This window comes from Shinella sp., from assembly GCF_049651085.1.
GTDB lineage: Bacteria > Pseudomonadota > Alphaproteobacteria > Rhizobiales > Rhizobiaceae > Shinella.
In genome coordinates this window covers 37107-56772 of the sequence record NZ_JBASBL010000032.1, presented here as the reverse complement: position 1 = coordinate 56772, position 19666 = coordinate 37107, and the positions used below count along the sequence as shown (strand labels likewise).

The window sequence follows — 19666 nt, the reverse complement described above, 5'->3', positions numbered from 1 at the left end:
CTCAGAACGAGCCTGAAAACCGGGCAGCGAGCCCGTCGACCCTGAAATCGGCGGTCTCGTCCGTTTCACGGCGCAGGAGGCGGCTGTATTCCAGTGCGACCGCCGCCCCCTTGTCTAGCGTATAGCTCAGCGTTGCGCTCGTTGCCGTCGTGCGCGTGCGGTAGTCGTATGTGAGCCAGTCGCTATAGGCCTGCTCGTAGGCGAGGCCGAGTTTCAGCTTTTCCGTCAGCGCCTTTTCCAGCGACAGACCGACCGTGCGCACATCCTCGCCGAGCGGGTCGTCGATATCGGCAAGTTGAATGTCGCGCGAGAGCGTAGCCTTGAGCAGGCTGTCGCCTGGAAGCCGCCACGCGAGTTCTGCCTTCAGGAAGGGACGGGTCGGATCGACCGTCTTGCCGAGGTCGGGACTGGCGACGCGGACAATGCCGGCCTCCGCCATCAGCGTGATGTCGTCGCCGAACGCGCGACCATAAGCCAGCGAACCGCGCAGCGTGCGGGCAGGGAAGCGCTCGAATTGCTCCTGGTCTTCGGAGGGGATGCGGTTCGTGCGATATTGCAGCGTCGCGCCCACCTCGCCGTCGAAGAGGGGGCGGATATGTCCGGCGGTCAGGTCGAGCAGCCGGTTGCCGGCCTCGAGCTGAAGCCGCGGCAGGCCCTTCAGGGTGAAGTCGACCTTGCCCCGATTGAGATCGGACAGGGCTGCTGTGAGGTGGCTCTTGCCGCCCCAATGCTCCATCGTGAGGCCGGCGCTTGCCACGGCCGACACATCGGCCTTGCGGTAGCCGATCAACAGGCCGGGAAAAGCGAGAAAGATATCGCCGTCCCGCTGTTGCTCGATACCGCCCTTGAGGGTGAGCTTGACGGCCTCGCCCAGGTCGCGGGTGAGGCCGAGTTCGACGCCGATCTTCCGCTCGTCGGCGAAACGATAGCGGGGAACGCGCCGCCCGCTTGCCGTCAGCCGATAGGCGAAATGGGATTCCTCGATGGCAAGAGTGCCGCGCAGGACGATCCTCGCCTCGTCGAAGGAGGCCCGGAGTGAGGTTGGATCCTTGAAAACATTCGATGTCCAGCCGCTACCAAAGCTGTAATCAATGGTTGAATTCGCATTTTCCGGGTTGCAGCTCGCCAGCGCAAAAGCCCCGTAAAGCAAAGCTTGAAGAGAACGCATCGCAAACTGCCCCTGTCCGTTTCTGAAACGGAATCCTAGGGTTGTATGGTTAAAAAATCCCTCAATGGTTGCGCTGATTTGGTTTTGCGTAAGCTGCACAATCTGGGATTGCTAAAAATAGGGATTCGTTAAACTTGTCTCTGTTATGGTTAACTCTTTGCTATGATTGGCAAATGCGGTTGAGTAAATCAATGCTTATATTACCTTTGATTGTGTACCGAAGAGGTGCGCAACCAAAGGAGAGAGACATGAACAAGACCCGCATCATCGCTATCGCAACTGTCATGGCACTCGCCGGCGCTGGTCAGGCTTCGGCCGGCGGCCTGCTCGGTGGCCTTGGTATCCTCAATGGCAACAAGACCAAGACCGGCGGCATCGTGATCGCCCCCAGCGTTGGCCTCGGCGTCGGCAACATCCTCAGCGACAACGACGGCAACAAGGTGCTGAACGGCGTGCTCAACAACAACCTCAACGGGACCCTGTCGGGCATCCTCAACGGTGCGACCCTCGGGATCCTGAGCGGCAGCGGCGGCAGCGACTGCGGCTGCAAGAAGCGCAAACACTGACCGCGTTACCCCCACCCGTCCACGTGGTCAGTGTGGCCCGGGAGAGCTTCGCTCTCCCGGGCTCCATTGTTTTATTTGGGTGTCTCAGCCGGCGAGGTCGATGACGCCGCAATCGCCTGCTTCGCTGCCGAAGGCGAGGAGCTTGCCGTTGCGGCTCCAGGCCATCGAGGTGATGGCGCCCTTGCCGGGGCGGCGCAGCAGCACTTCGCGGCTGTCGGCAAAGCGGGCCGCGAGCACCATGCCGTCGGAATAGCCGATGGCGACCACGTCCTCGCCCGGATGGCAGGCGACGGCCGTGACCATGACGTCGGCGCGGGTGCCGAGTTCGAGCGGCGGCTTGCCCATCGGGCCGTCCTTGGCGGAAAAGGGCCAGACGATGGCGGCCGGCGCGCCGGAGGAGGCGAGCCACTTGCCCTTGGCGGACCAGGACAGCGATTTCACCTTGGCCGGATAACCGGTCATGCGCATGTGACGGGTCTCTGCGCCGGGCTTGCTATCGAGTTTCCAGCCGTGCAGCGCGTTTTCCTGCATGCTGGTGACGACGAAGCGGCCATCGGGCGAGAAGGTGATGCCGTTATGGGCGCCCTTCCATTCCAGATCGACCGGCTGGGCAGCCATCGCCACCCAATGCAGCGAGGCGCCATTGTAGCGCGCCGCGCCGAGACGAAGGCCCTTCGGTGCGAAGGCGATGCCCTCGATCGAGCGCGCCTCGGTGAACTCCTTGATCGTGCCGTCCGCCAGCCGGACGCGCGCCGTGCGGCCTTCGGCAAAACCCACCGCACCCTGCGGGCCGGCGGCGACGACGGAAATCCACTTGCGCGGCACTTCCGCGACGACAGTGACAGTGCCATCGGCGGAAATCCGCAGCACCTTGCCGTCCTCGCCGCCTGAAATCAGCGTATCGTTCGCGTCGTCGCGGATGCAGGCGAGCAGCCCGTCATGCGCCTCGGTGACCTTCTGGCCATGATCGAGGCGATGGATGGTGCCGGTGGCGGAGGCGAAGAACGGTACGTCGCCGAGGAAGGCAGCCGTAACGACGTGGCCGTCGAGATCAAGAGGCGCAACGGTCGGCATTAATTTCCATCTTTCTGGCGCATGACGTTATCCGAAAACCGTTTCACACTTTCCGGCTTCATGCTTTGGCTGCCTCGCAGGCCTTGAAGGTGCGCTCGATCTTCTCGCGGTCAAGGTCACGGCCGATGAAGACGAGGCGGCTTTCGCGCTTTTCGCCATCCTTCCAGGCGCGCTGGTGGTCGCCCTCGACGATCATGTGCACGCCCTGAACGACATAACGCTCCTCGTCGCCGGCAAAGGCGATGATGCCCTTGAGGCGCAGGATGTTCGGGCCGTCCGTCTGGGTGATCTTCTGGATCCAGGGGAAGAAGCGGTCCGGGTTCATCTCGCCGCCACGCAGCGAGATCGACTGCACCGTCACGTCATGGATCGGCGAAGCGCCATGGTCGTGATGATGGTGGTCATGATCGTGGTTGTGATGGCCGTGATCGTGATCATGGTGGTGATGATCGTGATCATGATGATGGTCATGGCCGCAATCCGGGCCGCAGACATGGTCCTCGTGATCGTGGTCGAGGAAGTGCGGATCGTTTTCCAGCGCCCGTTCCAGGTTGAAAGCGCCCTGGTCGAGAACCTTGGTGAGGTCGATTTCCGAGCGCGTCGTGCGGTGAATGCGGGCGGACGGGTTGATCGCGCGCACGGTCGCCTCGATCGTCGCCAGCTCTTCCGGGCTGACAAGGTCGGTCTTGTTGATCAGCACGACATCGGCGAACGCGATCTGGTCCTCGGCTTCGCGGCTGTCCTTGAGGCGCAGCGGCAGGTGCTTGGCGTCAACGAGGGCGACGACCGCATCGAGTTCAGTCTTCTGGCGCACATCGTCGTCCATGAAGAAGGTCTGGGCGACCGGCACCGGATCGGCAAGGCCGGTGGTCTCGACGATGATCGCGTCGAAGCGGCCGGGGCGGCGCATCAGGCCTTCCACCACGCGGATCAGGTCGCCGCGCACGGTGCAGCAGATGCAGCCGTTGTTCATTTCGTAGATTTCCTCGTCCGACTCGACGATCAGGTCGTTGTCGATGCCGATCTCGCCGAACTCGTTGACGATGACGGCGTATTTCTTGCCGTGATTGCCGGTGAGGATGCGGTTGAGCAGCGTCGTCTTGCCGGCGCCGAGATAGCCGGTGAGCACGGTGACGGGAATGGGCTTGGGAAGGGCTGTTTCGGTCATGGGAACCTCGAGCAATGGCTGGGACGGCGGAGACGTCCGGTTGGCGACTGATATAGGAGATCGAACGGGCCAGCGCAAATGCCGGATGGCGAAGTTTCGACGCTAAAGGAGCGTCTCCACGTCGAAGGCGGCGACGTCTTCGAGGAGGGCAACAAGGCCGCGCACGGCATGGGCGATCAGCTGCTCGCCCCTTTCAGCCGTCGCAGCGCTGGCGTCGCCCGCCACGCCCTTCGCATTGAGGTCGGACATCTTCCAGCCGAAGGCGTGCGGGCCATAGGCGCGCAGATGCGCGAAGCGGGCGGCGAACTCTGCCTGCCGCGAGCCGAAGCGTTCCGCCTTGTCCATCTCGACGAGATCGGGATGAAGGGCAAGCATGACGGAAGTCTCGATATCGCCGCCATGGATGTCGATCGCCTTGTCCTGCGGCGTGATCCAGCCCTCCGGCTGGCCGAAACGGGTCCAGGCGGTGGCAACGACGAGCATGTCGAGGCGAACGCGCGCCTCGGTGGCGACGATGGTCATCAGGGGCGAATTGCCGCCATGGGCGTTGAGCAGGAGGAGCTTGCGGATGCCCAGGCGGTGGAGGTCTTCGGCAATGCGCAGCCAGCGCTCGATCGCCTCCGCATAGGCAAGCGAGCGCGTGCCGGGCACGTCGAGATGTTCCGGCGAATAGCCGATGGGTTCGGCGGGCAGGAAGGTGACCGGCAGATGCGCCGGCAGAGCGACCGCGAGCCGTTCGGCGAAGCCCTCGGCGATCAGCGTGTCGGTCGCCAGCGGCAGGTGCGGTCCATGCCCTTCATGGGCGCCGAGCGGCAGGACGGCGATCCAGTTCGCGCGGTCTTCCGGCGTCAGCATCGGGTCGTTTTCGGACCATCGCATCTTGGGATGCGCCATGACGTCTCTCCGATCCTCACTTGCCGCCTGCCTTGATCCTGAGTCATACAAGGCCGTGCCCGTGATGCAAGGGTGCTGCAGGAGGCGATGGATGGGCAAGAAGCACAAGGACGGCAAGGACGGCAAGAAGGCCAAGAAAAAGAAATCGCACGAGGATGTCTCCGGCGCGGGCCTTGCCGCGGCCGTCGTCAATGCCGCCCGCTCCATGCGCACGGTGCTGTCCCGAAACCTGCTTGCCACCGGCCTTTATGCCGGACAGGACGGCGTGATCCTGGCGCTCTCGGAAGAGGGCGGTCTGACGGCCGGCGCGCTCGCCGCCCGGCTCGGCGTCAAGGCGCCGACCATGACGCGAACGATCGGCAGGCTGGAGGCGCAGGGCTTCGTCGAGCGGCGGCCGGACGAGACGGACGGGCGCCTCACCGTCGTGCATCTCACCGAAGCCGGCCATGCCTCCATCGAGCAGATCACGCAAGCCGGCCGGATCAGTGAGGAACAGGCCGCCGATGGCCTTAGCGAGAAGGACGTGCGCAACCTGCTCAAGCTCCTGCGCGCCATGGACGAGAACCTGCATGCCACCCTGCCGGATGTGCCCCGCAACGGCGAAAAGACAGTTGCCGACGACATTTAAACTGTTTAAATAAACGGTTTTAAAGCCGCGTTTCTGCGCGTTCGCCAGGGAGGGGTCGTGGCCCAAAAAATCAAGCTTTCCACCATCGCGGACACGCTCGGCGTTTCCACGGCGACGGTGTCGCTTGCACTCCGGGACAGTCCGCTCGTCGCAGCAGCGACCCGCGACCGGATCAAGGAACAGGCGCGCGCCCTCGGCTATATCTACAACCGTCGTGCGGCGAGCCTGCGCACCTCGCGCTCCGGCATCATCGGCGTCGTCGTGCACGACATCATGAACCCGTTCTACGCGGAAATCCTGAAAGCCATCGAAAGCGAACTCGACCGCGACCGGCAGACGTTCATCCTGTCCAATCACTACGATTCGGTCGAAAAGCAGCGCAATTTCATCGAGACGCTGCTCCAGCTCGGCGGCGACGGGGTGATCATGTCGCCGGCCATCGGAACGCCGCCGGAGGACATACAGCTTGCCGAGGACAATGGCATGCCGGCGATCCTGATCGCCCGCTCTATCGACGGACTGGACGTGCCGATCTTCCGCGGCGATGACAGCTACGGCATATCGCTGGCCACCAACCACCTGATCGGCCTCGGCCACCGGACGATCGCCATGGTGGGCGGCACGGACCAGACGTCGACCGGCCGCGACCGCTACCAGGGCTATGTCAACGCGCTGCGCAAGGCGAATATCGAGGTCGATCCCAGCCTGCGCATTCCGGGCCCCCGCACCAAGCAGGGCGGCTTCGAGGCGGCGGTGCATTTCCTCTCGCTGCCCCAGAAGCCGACCGCAGCGGTCTGTTGGAACGACCTTGTGGCGATCGGACTGATGAACGGCATTGCCCGCGCCGGCCTCGTGCCCGGCCGCGATGTTTCCGTCACGGGCTATGACGACCTTGAAGAGGCTGCGATCGCGACGCCTGCGCTCACCACAGTCTGGAACGGCCAGTCCGAAGTCGGGCGCAACGCCGCCCGTGCGCTGCTCGACAAGCTCTCGGGCAGCCATGAGCCGGACGGCATCCACCTGATCAAGCCAGAAATGCGCATCCGGCAGTCCACCGGACCGCTGAAGCCGCATCCGGAAGGCTGAGGCGTTTCAGGCCAAGGAGATTTTCGCCATGACGGCCAAGACACGCATTCTCGTGCCCGGCAAGATCCGCGAACGGGTTCTCGATCGTCTCAAGGATGCGTTCGACGTCGTGCGCATCGACAAGGCCGATCCTTCGCTTCTTGCCCGTTCCGAGGCCGCGAGCATTACCGGCGTTGCCGTTTCGGGCGCCTTCGGTGCGGCGATGATCGAGCACCTTCCGGCGCTGGAAGTGATCGCAAGTTTCGGCGTCGGCTATGACGGCGTCGACGTCGCCGCGGCGGCGGCGCGCGGCATCGCGGTCACCAATACGCCGGATGTGCTGAACGACGAGGTGGCGGACACCGCCATCGGCCTGTTGCTCAACACCGTACGCCGCTTCCCGCAGGCGGAAAGCTGGCTGCGCGAGGGGCGCTGGAAACGCGAGGGCGCGTTCCCGCTGACGCCGCTCAGCCTGCGCGGCCGCAGGGCCGGCATCTATGGCCTCGGGCGTATCGGCCTTGCCATCGCCGAGCGGCTGAAGGGCTTCGGGCTCGATATCGCCTATCATACGCGCCACCCCCGCGAGGGCGTGCCCTATGCCTATTATCCTTCGCTGACGGCGTTGGCCGAGGCGGTCGATATCCTGATCGCCATCGTGCCGAAGACGGCGCAGACGCACAAGACCGTCGATGCGGCGGTGCTGCGCGCGCTGGGGCCGAACGGCGTGCTGATCAATGTAGGGCGCGGCTGGACGGTTGACGAGGATGCGCTTGCTGTCGCGCTGAGGGACGGCGTGATTGCTGCCGCCGGCCTCGACGTCTTCTATGACGAGCCGAATGTTCCGCAGGCGCTGCTCGATCTGCCGAACGTGTCGCTGTTGCCGCATGTGGCGTCCGCTTCGGTCGCAACGCGCGATGCGATGGCCGATCTCGTGGCGGACAATCTCTTCGCCTGGTTCGGGCAGGGCGCGGCGCTGACGCCGGTGCCGGAGACGCCCTTCGCGCGAAAGCCCGCCTAGAGCGTTTCCAGTCGGAGCGGCATCGCTTCGGCGTCGGATAGTGCGGCAAAAACAACCCCCTGGAGTAATCGCGGTGATTCGGCTTTCACCGGAATTGCTCCAGGCGCTTTAAAGCCTTCATTAACCTTTCGGCAAGTTTGCGGGCTCATGCTTTCATCATCGAATCGCTGATGAAGGAGAGCCCCATGAAGACGCTGACGATCGCCGCTCTGGCCGGTGCCGTGTCGCTGGGGGTATGGGCCTTTATCGGGCTGGACGCGCCCGGCGTGGATCCGATGATTTCGAATTCCATTCCCGCGCCGGCGGCCGGTCACAGCTACACAGTGTCCAATGTGGTGGCGAATACGGCCTGCCTTGGTGAGCGGGGCACCCCGATCTCCAGCCGAAGCGCGCGCTTTACGGCGGGCGCGGACTGCGATGCCGTATGGCCGGGCCTCTCGAAGGCGCGCACATGGACCAACAATGGCGACGGCACGGTCGTCGTTGCCGATGCGCAGGGCGAGGCGATCCTTACGGTCACCGAGGGAGACGGTCTTGCCTATGAGGCGGTAGAACCCGCCGAGGCCATGGTCACGATGATTTCCGCCGACTGACGGGGGCCTATTCGGCCGCCGTCCGGTGCTGCACGCCTTCTTTGGCGGCCGCATAGTCGCGCACGGCCGCGCCGAAAGCGGCGAAGAGCTTGTTGGAAGGTTGGTCGGAGCCCACCCAGTATTCGGGGTGCCACTGCACGCCAACCGCAAAGGCCTTCGCGCCGATGACGGAGACGGCCTCGACGGTGCCGTCATCGGCGACGGCTTCCACGGCAAGCCGAGGTGCCAGTTCCGAGATCGCCTGCCGGTGCAGCGAGTTCACTTGCACGTCGCCCGCGCCGATCACCGAAGCGAGGCAGCTTCCTTCCTTGACCGTAACCTTCTGGCGGATGCCGTAGGCGACGTCGAGTACGGGCGTATCCGGCTTGCGGTGATCCCACATGCCGGGCTGTTCCTGGATTTCGTTGGCGAGGGTGCCGCCGAGCACGACATTGAGTTCCTGGATGCCGCGGCAGATGGCGAGCAGCGGGATGCCGCGCTCAAGCGCCCGCTTGATGAGCGGCAGACTGGTTGCGTCGCGTGCCGTATCGTAGGGGCCTTCCGCCGCAGTTGCTTCCTTGCCGTAGAGCGAGGGGTGCACGTTCGTGCGCGAGCCGCTGACGAGAAGCCCGTCGACCCTGTCGAGAATGCCGTCGAAATCGTTGTCGGCCTCAAGCGCCGGAACGAGGAAAACCGTGACATCCGCCCCCTTGACGGCGGCGCGCACATACTGGTTCGGGGTGGCCTGCCAGACGTTGCCTTCGATTTCCCTTATATCGGCGGGAATGGCGACGACGGGTTTCGACATGATGCGCTCCGAAGAAAAGAAATACCAAATAGGGATTTGATATCAAATCCAGCGTCAGTCAATTCCCCCTTTCTGGCGAAATGACGACAAATGCCAGGTTTTGGCGGTATGATTGCACGCCGCGGCAAGGCTCGAATTGCAAGTTTTTGCCGTCTGCTGGAGGTGAGCCGTTAACCACAGCGCTACAAACGAGGATTGCGCGGCAAGTTTTCCGTGCGCGCCGGCTGCGCAATACTCTGTCGCCTGCGAGTCAGGAAATTACGTATCTGGCCTATGAATGGTTGAGTTAGTCTCTCCTAAAGTGCCTCGTTCGCAATATCTGGTTGAATGTATCCCTTTCTGGTTGAGCATGCGTGCAGTGCTGCCTGAACATACCCCAACTTATTGGGTAATTTCCCGAAATCATTCATTAAATTTTGCCCGGTAACCCTCAAACGCCATAGGGAGTGCCGAGTCCATGAAGGATAAGGGTCAAGACACGCTGCCTGCTGATGTGTACCTGTCATTCGTCAGCTCGCTGTACGGGAACCGCCAGACCCTTTTCGTGGGCATGATCTCGCATGTCATCACGTTCTCCTTCGTCTACGCCAAGACCGCCGATCCCTTTTTTCTCGTCTGGAGCGCGCTCGTCGTGCTCATCTGGATGCTGCGCGCGCAGGGCATGCGCCGTTTCGACCGTGCGGACAAGGATGTCCGCGACACGGCCGGCACCCGCTATTGGGAGAACTGGTACAATCTTGGCGCCGTCGGGACGACGCTCGCGCTGGGTACCGCCTGCTGCTACAGCCTGATCGTCTCCCGCGACTCCTTCGCCGAGATCGCCTGCATTTCGGTGACGCTCGCCACCATGGTTTCCGTCGTCGGGCGCAACTACGGCTCGCCGCGGGCTGTCAACTACATGGTCTTCTCCGCTTGCTTCCCGATCGTGGTGGGCTTTCTGGGGCTGGGGGACTTCTATCATGCCGTGCTCGCCTCGCTCGTCCTGCCGTTTGCGATGACGACGCGGAGCATGGCGAACGGCGTGCGGACCTTCCTCTATGAAAATGTGTTGGCAGCGCGGGAACTGGCGACGATTGCCGACCGGTTCGACACGGCGCTCAACAACATGCCGCACGGCCTGTTCATGCTGGATGCGGACAATCGTATCCTCGTCGCCAACCGGCGAGCCTGCGAACTCCTGCATCTGGGCAGCCAGGACCGGCTCAAGGATTGCCACCTCGACGTGGTCCTGCGCTTCGGTGTCCGCAACACCTTTCTCAATGCCGAGCAGAGCAAGACGATCCTGCGGCAGCTTGACGAGCTTCTGAAGGGCGAACGCTCGCGCGCGCTCTTGCAGGTGACGGACGGGCTTTATCTGGAATTTACCGCCGCGCCCCGTGAAAACGGCGGCGCGGTCCTCATTTTTGAGGACGTGACGGCGCGGGTTCGGGCGGAAAAGAAGATCCTGCACATGGTGCGCTACGACAGCCTTACGGGCCTGCCGAACCGCACCTATTTCGCCGATCTGGTGCAGGAAGCGCTGGCGGAGCGCAAGAAGCCGGGCACGGTCGGCTTCATGGTGCTCGACGTCGACGACTTCAAACACGTCAATGACATGAAGGGGCACGTTACCGGCGATCGGCTGCTCTGCGCCATTGCCGAGCGGCTGCGCCGGCTTGCCGGTGAACGGGTGCTTGCCGGCCATCTGATGGGCGACGAGTTCATCCTGTTCTTTCCGAACGAAACGAACCGGCGCGATCTCGAAACGCGCATGCGACGGTGTCACGAGCAACTGCGCGGCAACTACGAATTCGAGGGCATCAATCTCTTCGTTTCGTTCAGTGCGGGCTGCGTGACCGTCGCGAGTGATGATTTCCGGCTGGAAGAAATGCAGATCCGTGCCGATCTGGCGCTGTTTGAAACCAAGTCGCGCGCCAAGGGCAGCTTCACCGTCTTCGAGCAGGAGATGGATGCACGCTACATGGATCGGCAGAAACTGAAGGAAGACCTGCGCCAGGCGCTCGCCAACGACGCGCTTTCGGTCGCCTACCAGCCGATGTTCGTGCCCGATGGCTCGCGCATTGAATGCTGTGAGGCGCTGTCGCGCTGGACGCATCCCGAGCGCGGTCCTGTGGCGCCGACCGCCTTCATCCAGATCGCCGAGGAGATGGGCGTCGTCTCCGAGATCACGCGTTTCATGATCAACCGGGCCTGCGCCGACTGCGCGACCTGGCCGGCGGATATGAGCGTATCCGTCAATCTTTCGGTGCAGGACCTGCGCGGCACCGGGATCATCGAAGTGGTTTCCGAAGCGCTGGAGACAGCAGGCCTTGCGCCCGGCCGGCTTCATCTCGAGGTCACCGAAAGCTGCCTGATGGAGGAGCCGCTGAAGGTGCAGGCGATCCTGCAGGAGCTTCGTGCGCGGGGCATCACCATCGCCATCGACGATTTCGGCACGGGTTATTCGAGCCTCAGCTATCTCGACCAGCTTCCGCTCGACGTCATCAAGATCGACCGGTCCTTCGTGCGCAATATCGGCGAGGACCCGCGTCGCTTCAAGCTTCTGCGCGGCACGGTCAACCTGTCGCGCGAGCTTGGCCTGCGTATCGTCATCGAAGGCGTGGAGACCGAGGAGCAGCTCGCCCTCATCAACACGTATCGCTGCGCCGATCTGGTCCAAGGCTACGTCTTCGCAGCGCCGATGTCGCTCGATGCGCTGCGTGACCTTTACGAAAGCCTCGGCGGCAAGCCGGTCGAACCGCGTCGTCGCGGCCGCCGCGTCGCCTGACGCGCCTTCCTTTCCCTGAAAACGTCCCGATCATCCATATATAAGCTTATCCAAAATTAGCGTTAACCATATGTTAAGGTTAATGAATGGTATTTTACACAAATTGTCTTATATCGAGGATCATGAAGTCGGCCACAGTGGGCCGGCTTTTTGATCAGAGGGATGAGCAATGGCCATTGTGGAAACGGCGAACAATCGCTTTTCCGAAAAGCTTCTTGGGCTGCTCGACAGGGTGGAATATCGCCGGGTCGAGACGAGTGAGGACATGGAGGATATCGCCCGCATCCGCTACAAGGCCTACAAGGCCGGCAGCGTGATGCATCTGGCCGAAGACGCGGCGCTTCTCATCGATGAGGCCGACTTCGACAGTCACGCTTATGTCTTCGGCGTCTACCACGAGGAGCGGCTGATCTCGACGGTGCGCCTGCACCATGTGACGCCGGAGCATCGGGTCACCTCGTCCGGCAAGGTGTTTCCCGACGAGATCAAGGCTTTCCTCGATGCGGGCATGTCGCTGATCGATCCGGTCCGGCTCGCCGCCGACCCGGATGTCTGGCGCGAGATGCCGGCGATCCCCTATCTCACGCTGCGTCTTGCGACGATGGCGGCGGACTATTTCGATGCCGATCGCGTCCTCCAGATGGTCAAGCCGGCGCACTCGGCCTTCTACAGGCGTGTTTTCGACGGTGATTTCGTCGCCTCGCCGAAGAGCAAGCAGGGCAAGTTCATCATCGACCTGATGCTGATGGCGACACGCTGCAAGGACATACGCTCGTCGCTCTATGCGCGTTTCCCGTTCTTCCAGTCGGAAGCCTTCGAGCGGCGCATGCTGTTTGCCCGCGGAGAGGAAATGCCGTTCAGCCCGCTGACCGTGCGCCCCACGGCACGCCTTGCCCATGCCCAGAACCGCATACAGCTTTCCAGCGGCGCCTTCGCCGGCTGAGGTTTGCGATTTGACTGTACCAGACAGGCCGGTTTCGCAAGAAACCGGCCTGTTCTGTTTCGGAAACGATACAGGCGGAAAAGCACAGCCCGGCTTGCCGTTGCGCTTTGCCGATCCATTGTGTATGGCCAGAACGGTGCGCGCTTTCGCGCTTGAGGGAATCGCCGGACCGTCCAGGTGCCGGCCTGTTTTAGACGCTCATCGGGTGGAGCTTTCCGGCTGGCGGGTGCGGCTGCTTAGGAGAAGGTGACTATGGCTGAACATCATAACGGACCGGTCGAAATGGGCGCTCCGATGGACTATCCCGAGCACGAGAAGACCTACAACTTCTTCATCAACGTCACCAAGTTCGTCACGCTGTTCTGCGTGGCGCTGATGATCGCCATGGCCGCTGCATTCTTCACCAGCGCCGGCTTCTTCAGCGGTTTCCTGCTGTTCATCATCCTCAACGTCGCCGGCTACTACCTGCTTCGTTGATTCCATAGAACCGCACCTGCGGTTCGCCGCGGCGCCATCCGGCGTCGCGCTTCAACACGGCCAGTCTCGGGGGGAGGACCACGGTTTGAGTCAGTGTATTTTTGTGTCAAGGGAAAGCGATTCGGCAGAAGGCCGCGTCGCAGGTTCCATAGAAACGATCAAGAAAATAAAGAGCCTGGGGCTCGACGTGCTGGTGGAAGCCGGCGCCGGTCTCAGATCGCGCATCCTCGATGCCGACTATGAGGCTGCCGGCGCTCGCATCGTCGGGCCGGAAGAGGCGAAGTCGGCTGATGTGATCCTGAAGGTGCGCCGGCCGACCACGGCCGAGATTGCCACCTACAAGTCAGGCGCCATCGTCATCGCCACGATGGACCCCTACGGCAACGAGGCTGCCATTGCCGAGATGGGCAGGGCAGGACTCACCGCTTTCGCCATGGAGCTGATGCCGCGCATCACGCGCGCCCAGTCGATGGACATCCTGTCCTCGCAGGCGAACCTTGCCGGTTATCAGGCGGTCATCGATGCCGCTCATGAATTCGACCGCGCCATGCCGATGATGATGACTGCCGCCGGAACCGTTCCGGCCGCCAAGGTCTTCGTCATGGGCGCCGGTGTCGCCGGCCTCCAGGCCATCGCCACCGCTCGCCGCCTCGGCGCTGCCGTCTCCGCGACGGACGTGCGTCCGGCTGCCAAGGAGCAGGTCGCCTCGCTCGGCGCGAAGTTCATCGCCGTCGAGGACGACGAGTTCAAGGCCGCCGAAACCGCCGGTGGCTACGCCAAGGAAATGTCCAGGGAATATCAGGCAAAGCAGGCCGCGCTCGTGGCCGAGCACATCGCCAAGCAGGACATCGTCATTACCACCGCGCTCATTCCCGGCCGCCCTGCGCCGCGTCTCGTCACGCGCCAGATGCTCGCCGCCATGCGCAACGGTTCGGTCGTCGTCGATCTCGCCGTCGAACGCGGCGGCAATATCGAGGGCGCAGAGGCCGGCAGGGTCGCTGAGGTCGAAGGCGTGAAGGTCATCGGCTACCTCAACGTGCCGGGCCGCATCGCGGCCTCGGCGTCGGCGCTCTATGCCAAGAACCTTCTCACTTTCCTCGAGACCATGGTCGACAAGGAAAACAAGTCGGTCTCGGTCAATAGCGAGGACGAACTGGTCAAGGCGACGATGCTGACTCATGGCGGGGCCGTGGTGCATCCGAACTTTGGCGGCGCCGCCGTGCAGCAAGGGGAGGGCAAGTGATGGCGAACGAACTTCTGGACAAGGCGATCACCGATCTCGAACGGGCCGTGGAGGCTGTTCGCACCGCTTCCGAATATGTGCCGGATGCTGCCGCTGCCGTGGCGCATGGCGTTTCCGGGGGGGCGATCGACCCATTCGTCTTCCGCCTCGCTATCTTCGTGCTGTCGATCTTCGTCGGCTACTATGTCGTGTGGTCGGTGACGCCCGCGCTGCACACGCCGCTGATGGCCGTCACCAATGCGATTTCCTCGGTCATCGTCGTCGGCGCGCTGCTTGCCGTCGGCATCTCGCTTTCGGGTATCGCGACCGGCTTCGGCTTCGTCGCGCTGATCCTTGCCTCCGTCAACATTTTCGGCGGCTTCCTCGTCACCCAGCGCATGCTGGCGATGTACAAGAAAAAAGAGAAGTGAGGCCGGCCCGATGAACGCTAACTTCGCAGCCTTCCTCTACCTCGTTTCCGGGGTTCTCTTCATCATGGCCCTGCGCGGCCTGTCGCATCCCACGACCAGCCGCCGCGGCAACATGCTCGGCATGATCGGCATGGGCATCGCCATCGGCACGACGCTGCTGCTGGCGACGCCATCCTTCGGCGGTCTCGTGCTCATCGTGCTCGGTCTTGCCATCGGCGGCGGTGCCGGCGCGTATATCGCCCGCTCCATTCCGATGACCTCGATGCCGCAGCTCGTTGCCGGCTTCCACTCGCTCGTCGGTCTTGCCGCGGTGCTGGTGGCGGCGGCGGCGCTCTATTCGCCGGTCTCCTTCGGTCTCGGCCAGGTGGGCGAAATCCACGGCCAGGCGCTGGTCGAAATGGCGCTCGGCGCTGCCATCGGTGCGATCACCTTCACCGGGTCGATCATCGCCTTCCTGAAGCTCGACGGGCGCATGTCGGGCAAGCCGATCATGCTGCCCTACCGGCATGTCATCAACATCGTGCTGCTTGCGGCGATCGTCTTCTTCGTCGTCGGCCTGACGCTGTCGGAAAGCCATTTTGATTTCTGGCTGATCGTCGTCCTGGCGCTGGTGCTCGGCGTGCTGCTGATCGTTCCGATCGGTGGGGCGGACATGCCCGTCGTCGTCTCGATGCTCAACTCCTATTCGGGGTGGGCGGCGGCCGGCATCGGCTTCACGCTCGGCAACCTCGCCCTGATCATCACCGGCGCGCTGGTCGGCTCCTCGGGTGCGATCCTGTCCTACATCATGTGCAAGGGCATGAACCGCTCGTTCATCTCCGTCATCCTCGGCGGCTTCGGCGGCGATAGCGGGGCGGCGGCAAGCGACGACGGCGTGCAGCGGACGGTCAAGCAGGGCTCGGCCGACGACGCAGCCTTCCTGATGTCGAATGCCTCCAAGGTCATCATCGTGCCGGGCTACGGCATGGCGGTGGCACAGGCGCAGCACGCGGTGCGCGAACTGGCGGACGCGCTCAAGAAGAACGGCGTCGAGGTCAAGTATGCCATTCATCCGGTTGCCGGCCGTATGCCGGGCCACATGAACGTGCTGCTCGCCGAGGCGAACGTGCCCTATGACGAAGTGTTCGAGCTGGAAGACATCAACTCGGAATTCGCCCAGGCGGACGTCGCCTATGTCATCGGCGCCAACGACGTGACGAACCCCGCCGCGCGTGACGACAAGTCGTCGCCGATCTACGGCATGCCGATCCTCGACGTCGACAAGGCGAAAACCTGCCTCTTCGTCAAGCGCTCGCTCGGCTCCGGCTATGCCGGCATCGACAACACGCTGTTCTACAAGGACGGCACGATGATGCTGCTCGGCGATGCCAAGAAGATGACGGACGATATCGTCAAGGCGATGAACCACTAAGGGTTCCAGCCGAACGAAACGAAAAAAGCCCCGCGGCCGGAAGGTCGCGGGGCTTTTGTTTGAACGATGGTCTGGCCGGTCAGGCGGGCTTTGCGCCGCCTCGGGTCCGGGCGAGGCCGGTCTTTGCCGGTGCATAGTTCGGATCGAGGCGCAGCGCCTGGGAATAGGACTTGGTCGCACGGGCCGTATCGCCGCGGCGCTCATAGATCAGCGCCTGGTTCGCCCAGGATTCGGCAAGCTTGCCGTCGAGGTTGATCGCCGTGTTGAAATCCTGGAACGCATTGTCGTCGTCGCCCATCGCCGCGAAGGAAATGCCACGACCGTTGTAGGGCTCGGCCGAATTCGGCGAGAGTGAGATGGCCTTCGAGAAATCCTCGATCGCCTTCTCGTGCTGGCGGCGCGCCTGGTAGATCAGGCCGCGATTGTGGAAGGCGCGCGGATCCGTCGTATCGAGCTGGATGGCGCGGTTGAAGTCGCGGAACGCGTCGTCGAGGCGGCCGGACTGGCGGTAGAGGTTGCCGCGGCCGATATAGGCGACGTCATAGTTCGGGCTGAGCTGCAGGGCCGTGTTGTAGTCGGCTGCCGCCTGTGCCTGGTCGCCGAGGCTGCGCTGCACGAGCGCGCGGTTGGCATAGGCCTGATAGAAACGCGGATTGAGCTCTATGGCGCGGTTGAAGTCCTCGAGCGCCCGGCGATGTTCGCCCGCGCGGCCATAGGCCGAGCCGCGCACGTTGTAGCCTTCCGGATCCTGCGGGTTGGCGGCGATCACGGCGGAGAGCGAAGCGATGTTCTGCTGGGAGCCCTGCGCGCGCTCGACCTTCAGGACGTCCGTCGAGGTGGTCGACTGGCAGCCTGCAAGCATGAGGGCCAGCGACGTGGCGGCGACGGCGGCCATCAGAGGGCGGCGAATGCGGATGGACGAGGAAGAAAGACGATCGGTCGGGAACCTGGTAGATGCAGCCATGTCCAAGTGCGAATCCTCAAAGTGGGTTTCTTCCACGCCTCATGCGCGAAGAGGTTGCTACGGCACTTTCACAGTGCCGCGCGCCGTCTGTGACGCGCGAAGGACGCTGTGATCCTTTATTGCCTGATCGGCGGCAACTCCGGCAAGATGCGTAGCGGTTGCCCCGGAATTGCACAGGAAGCGTTTCACAAGCGTAAAAATCTTCCGGTCACGTCAAAAAAGGCGGTGGCGATTTGTTCGCCCCCGCCCGGTCTTGCATCCGAAAACGTCGAAATGACGGCCGATTAGCGGGTGCTGGGACGCGCGCTGATGAGGCCTTCGCGCTGGGCGCGCTTGCGAGCCAGCTTGCGAACACGACGAACGGCTTCAGCCTTTTCACGCGCACGCTTCTGCGACGGCTTTTCGTAGTAGTCGCGCATCTTCATTTCACGGAAAATACCTTCGCGCTGCATCTTCTTCTTGAGAGCGCGGAGAGCCTGATCAACGTTGTTGTCGCGGACAAGTACCTGCACGAGAATCCCGTTCCTTTGTTCGTTGTTAACCCGGCGATTCCTTGAGGTCGTCAGGCAATAAGTGACGTTCGTGCAACCTGGCAGGCTGACGATTGGCGCGTCGGATAACAGAACATGTGGCGGGAGTCCAGTCTTGCGGGCCGGGCCGTGCGGGATTTTTGCAGGCAAGGCGCGCAAAACCGTTGCAAAACCTCGATCGAGGCCATGTCGCATGTGGTACAAGGTGCGCCTGAATGCGTCGCAAAGGATACGGCGCGCGGCGTCAGGATTTGCTTTCTATCGGAACGGAAACAGCTGGCGAGGCCGGCGAGACATCGAGGACCTGGGTAATGCGCAAATATTCGGCTTTCGCCGTCGCCCGAGAGGCGATGCGCGGCCACAAGGGATGGGAGGCGCAGTGGGCCTCGCCCGAGCCGCGCAAGGAATACGACGTGATCATCGTCGGCGGTGGCGGCCACGGCCTCGGCGCGGCCTACTATCTTGCCAAGGAGCACGGCATCACCAATGTCGCCGTGATCGAGAAGGGCTGGCTCGGCGGCGGCAATACCGGCCGCAACACGACGATCATCCGCTCGAACTATCTCTATGACGAGAGCATGGATATCTACGAGCACTCGCTGAAGCTCTGGGAAGGGCTCAGCCAGGATCTCAACTACAACGTCATGTACTCGCCGCGCGGCGTCATGATGCTGTCGCACAATGTGCATGACAAGCAATCCTTCCAGCGGCACATCCATGCCAACCGTCTGCACGGCATCGACAACGAATGGCTGTCGCCGCAGCAGGCGAAGGAATATTGCCCGCCGCTCGATATTGCCGCCACCGCCCGCTACCCGATCAACGGTGCGGCCCTGCAGCGCCGCGGCGGTACCGCCCGCCATGATGCGGTCGCTTGGGGCTATGCCCGCGCGGCGTCGGATCGCGGCGTGCACATCATCCAGAACTGCGAGGTCAAGGGCATCCGCCGCGGACCGGACGGTGCGGTGACGGGCGTCGAGACGTCGAAGGGCTTCATCGGCGCGAAGAAGATCGCGGTGTCGGCTTCCGGCCACAACTCGGTCATCCTGTCGATGGCCGATGTCAGGCTGCCGTTGCAGTCCTCGCCGCTTCAGGCACTGGTTTCCGAACCGATGAAGCCGATCTTCCCCTGCGTGGTCATGTCCAACTCGGTGCATGCCTATATCTCGCAGTCGGACAAGGGCGAGCTTGTCATCGGCGCGGGCACGGACCAGTACAATTCCTACTCCCAGACGGGCAGCCTGCAGATCATCACGCATACCTTGGACGCTATCTGCGAACTCTTCCCGATGTTCCGCCGCGTCAAGATGATGCGCCAATGGGGCGGGATCACCGACAACACGCCGGATCGCTCGGCGATCCAGGGCGTGACGCCGGTTCCGAACCTCTTCGTCAATTGCGGCTGGGGCACCGGCGGCTTCAAGGCGACGCCGGGTTCGGCCCACCTCCTTGCGCATCTGATCGCCAGGGGAGAGCCGCACAAGCTGGCGGCCGGCCTGACGCTGGACCGCTTCCGCACCGGCCGCCTCATCGATGAGGCGGCGGCGGCGGCCGTGGCCCACTGATGAATGGCGCGCTGCTTGCTGGATTGCTGATGACGGCCGGCGTCGTGCCGGCGGGTTCGATCATGCCGGAGCCCGATGATTTCCGTTTTCAGACAATCAGCAAGGCGGCGGGCGAGAAGAACTGGCCCTTCGTCGCCGAGAGCGGGATGTTGGGATGCGCGGAAATGCTCGGCGAGCGGGTGGTCTACTTCATTCCCGGCGACGACATGGAACGCGCCTACCACATCGACATCAACCTCTTGGCGATGAGCGTGGCCAATATTGGAATAACGGACGTGCTGGCCCCCTACGACGATAGCGCGCAACTGCTCTATCGGCTTGTGCCCTTCGTCACCATGGGCCAGCGACTTTGCGATCAGGAACCGGGCACGCTCGTGACGGAACCGGAGCTTTAA

20 protein-coding genes are annotated in these 19666 nt (G+C 63.0%); 13 read left to right on the top strand and 7 right to left on the bottom strand.

Annotated features, from left to right (window positions below; all coding sequences use genetic code 11):
- Window position 1: 1 nt before the first annotated feature.
- Window positions 2-1168 carry a hypothetical protein gene (locus tag WA950_RS21625; protein WP_424553804.1) on the bottom strand — a complete coding sequence of 389 codons (1167 nt, stop codon included), beginning with the start codon at window positions 1166-1168 and terminating at the stop codon, window positions 2-4.
- 248 nt (window positions 1169-1416) lie between these two features.
- Here WA950_RS21625 and WA950_RS21620 point away from each other — a divergent pair, with 248 nt between their 5' ends.
- On the top strand, window positions 1417-1734 hold the full coding sequence (locus WA950_RS21620; RefSeq protein ID WP_424553803.1) for a hypothetical protein: 318 nt from the start codon (window positions 1417-1419) through the stop codon (window positions 1732-1734).
- An 84-nt stretch (window positions 1735-1818) separates the two neighbouring features.
- On the opposite strand, the gene WA950_RS21615 is transcribed toward WA950_RS21620, so the two are convergent.
- The 3 genes from WA950_RS21615 to WA950_RS21605 form a co-directional block, all read right to left on the bottom strand.
- Window positions 1819-2808, bottom strand: coding sequence for a WD40 repeat domain-containing protein (locus tag WA950_RS21615; RefSeq protein WP_424553802.1), 990 nt, complete (start codon window positions 2806-2808; stop codon window positions 1819-1821).
- 58 nt (window positions 2809-2866) lie between these two features.
- Window positions 2867-3976: a CobW family GTP-binding protein gene (locus WA950_RS21610; RefSeq protein WP_424553801.1), complete on the bottom strand. Its 1110-nt coding sequence runs from the start codon at window positions 3974-3976 to the stop codon at window positions 2867-2869.
- Window positions 3977-4078: 102 nt separating this feature from the next.
- Window positions 4079-4870 carry a creatininase family protein gene (locus tag WA950_RS21605; RefSeq protein WP_424553800.1) on the bottom strand — a complete coding sequence of 264 codons (792 nt, stop codon included), beginning with the start codon at window positions 4868-4870 and terminating at the stop codon, window positions 4079-4081.
- A 91-nt stretch (window positions 4871-4961) separates the two neighbouring features.
- On the opposite strand from WA950_RS21605, the gene WA950_RS21600 reads away from it, so the two are divergent.
- The 4 genes from WA950_RS21600 to WA950_RS21585 all read left to right on the top strand — a co-directional run bounded on the left by WA950_RS21600 (window position 4962) and on the right by WA950_RS21585 (window position 8174).
- Window positions 4962-5498, top strand: coding sequence for a MarR family winged helix-turn-helix transcriptional regulator (locus WA950_RS21600; RefSeq protein WP_424553799.1), 537 nt, complete (start codon window positions 4962-4964; stop codon window positions 5496-5498).
- 57 nt (window positions 5499-5555) lie between these two features.
- On the top strand, window positions 5556-6584 hold the full coding sequence (locus tag WA950_RS21595; protein WP_424553798.1) for a LacI family DNA-binding transcriptional regulator: 1029 nt from the start codon (window positions 5556-5558) through the stop codon (window positions 6582-6584).
- A gap of 28 nt (window positions 6585-6612) precedes the next feature.
- A complete protein-coding gene (locus WA950_RS21590; protein WP_424553797.1) occupies window positions 6613-7581 on the top strand; it encodes a 2-hydroxyacid dehydrogenase in 969 nt (322 codons plus the stop codon).
- A gap of 185 nt (window positions 7582-7766) precedes the next feature.
- Window positions 7767-8174 (top strand): hypothetical protein, encoded by a 408-nt coding sequence (locus tag WA950_RS21585; protein WP_424553796.1) that lies wholly within the window; start codon window positions 7767-7769, stop codon window positions 8172-8174.
- Window positions 8175-8181: 7 nt separating this feature from the next.
- On the opposite strand, the gene WA950_RS21580 is transcribed toward WA950_RS21585, so the two are convergent.
- Window positions 8182-8961: a gamma-glutamyl-gamma-aminobutyrate hydrolase family protein gene (locus tag WA950_RS21580; RefSeq protein ID WP_424553795.1), complete on the bottom strand. Its 780-nt coding sequence runs from the start codon at window positions 8959-8961 to the stop codon at window positions 8182-8184.
- A 457-nt stretch (window positions 8962-9418) separates the two neighbouring features.
- On the opposite strand from WA950_RS21580, the gene WA950_RS21575 reads away from it, so the two are divergent.
- From WA950_RS21575 to WA950_RS21550, 6 genes are all read left to right on the top strand, one after another.
- Window positions 9419-11728 carry a putative bifunctional diguanylate cyclase/phosphodiesterase gene (locus WA950_RS21575; protein ID WP_424553794.1) on the top strand — a complete coding sequence of 770 codons (2310 nt, stop codon included), beginning with the start codon at window positions 9419-9421 and terminating at the stop codon, window positions 11726-11728.
- Between the two features lie 169 nt (window positions 11729-11897).
- Entirely contained in the window at window positions 11898-12671 is a 774-nt protein-coding gene (locus WA950_RS21570; RefSeq protein WP_424553793.1) for an N-acyl amino acid synthase FeeM domain-containing protein, read from the top strand.
- Window positions 12672-12923: 252 nt separating this feature from the next.
- Window positions 12924-13148: an aa3-type cytochrome c oxidase subunit IV gene (locus tag WA950_RS21565; RefSeq protein WP_424553792.1), complete on the top strand. Its 225-nt coding sequence runs from the start codon at window positions 12924-12926 to the stop codon at window positions 13146-13148.
- A gap of 85 nt (window positions 13149-13233) precedes the next feature.
- Window positions 13234-14391, top strand: coding sequence for a Re/Si-specific NAD(P)(+) transhydrogenase subunit alpha (locus WA950_RS21560; RefSeq protein ID WP_424553791.1), 1158 nt, complete (start codon window positions 13234-13236; stop codon window positions 14389-14391).
- Entirely contained in the window at window positions 14391-14801 is a 411-nt protein-coding gene (locus WA950_RS21555) for a proton-translocating transhydrogenase family protein (RefSeq protein WP_424553790.1), read from the top strand. Before WA950_RS21560 ends, WA950_RS21555 begins: the two co-directional genes overlap by 1 nt.
- A gap of 10 nt (window positions 14802-14811) precedes the next feature.
- The gene (locus WA950_RS21550; protein ID WP_424553789.1) at window positions 14812-16212 is read left to right on the top strand and encodes an NAD(P)(+) transhydrogenase (Re/Si-specific) subunit beta; all 1401 of its coding nucleotides are present in this window, start codon (window positions 14812-14814) and stop codon (window positions 16210-16212) included.
- A gap of 79 nt (window positions 16213-16291) precedes the next feature.
- Here the strand turns inward: WA950_RS21550 and WA950_RS21545 are convergent, their stop codons facing one another.
- Window positions 16292-17176, bottom strand: a complete 885-nt coding sequence (locus WA950_RS21545) for a tetratricopeptide repeat protein (RefSeq protein WP_424553788.1) — start codon at window positions 17174-17176, stop codon at window positions 16292-16294.
- A 284-nt stretch (window positions 17177-17460) separates the two neighbouring features.
- Window positions 17461-17688: a 30S ribosomal protein S21 gene (rpsU, locus tag WA950_RS21540; protein WP_424553948.1), complete on the bottom strand. Its 228-nt coding sequence runs from the start codon at window positions 17686-17688 to the stop codon at window positions 17461-17463.
- A 329-nt stretch (window positions 17689-18017) separates the two neighbouring features.
- On the opposite strand from rpsU, the gene WA950_RS21535 reads away from it, so the two are divergent.
- Entirely contained in the window at window positions 18018-19271 is a 1254-nt protein-coding gene (locus WA950_RS21535) for a sarcosine oxidase subunit beta family protein (protein ID WP_424553787.1), read from the top strand.
- 29 nt (window positions 19272-19300) lie between these two features.
- On the top strand, window positions 19301-19666 hold the full coding sequence (locus tag WA950_RS21530) for a hypothetical protein (protein WP_424553786.1): 366 nt from the start codon (window positions 19301-19303) through the stop codon (window positions 19664-19666).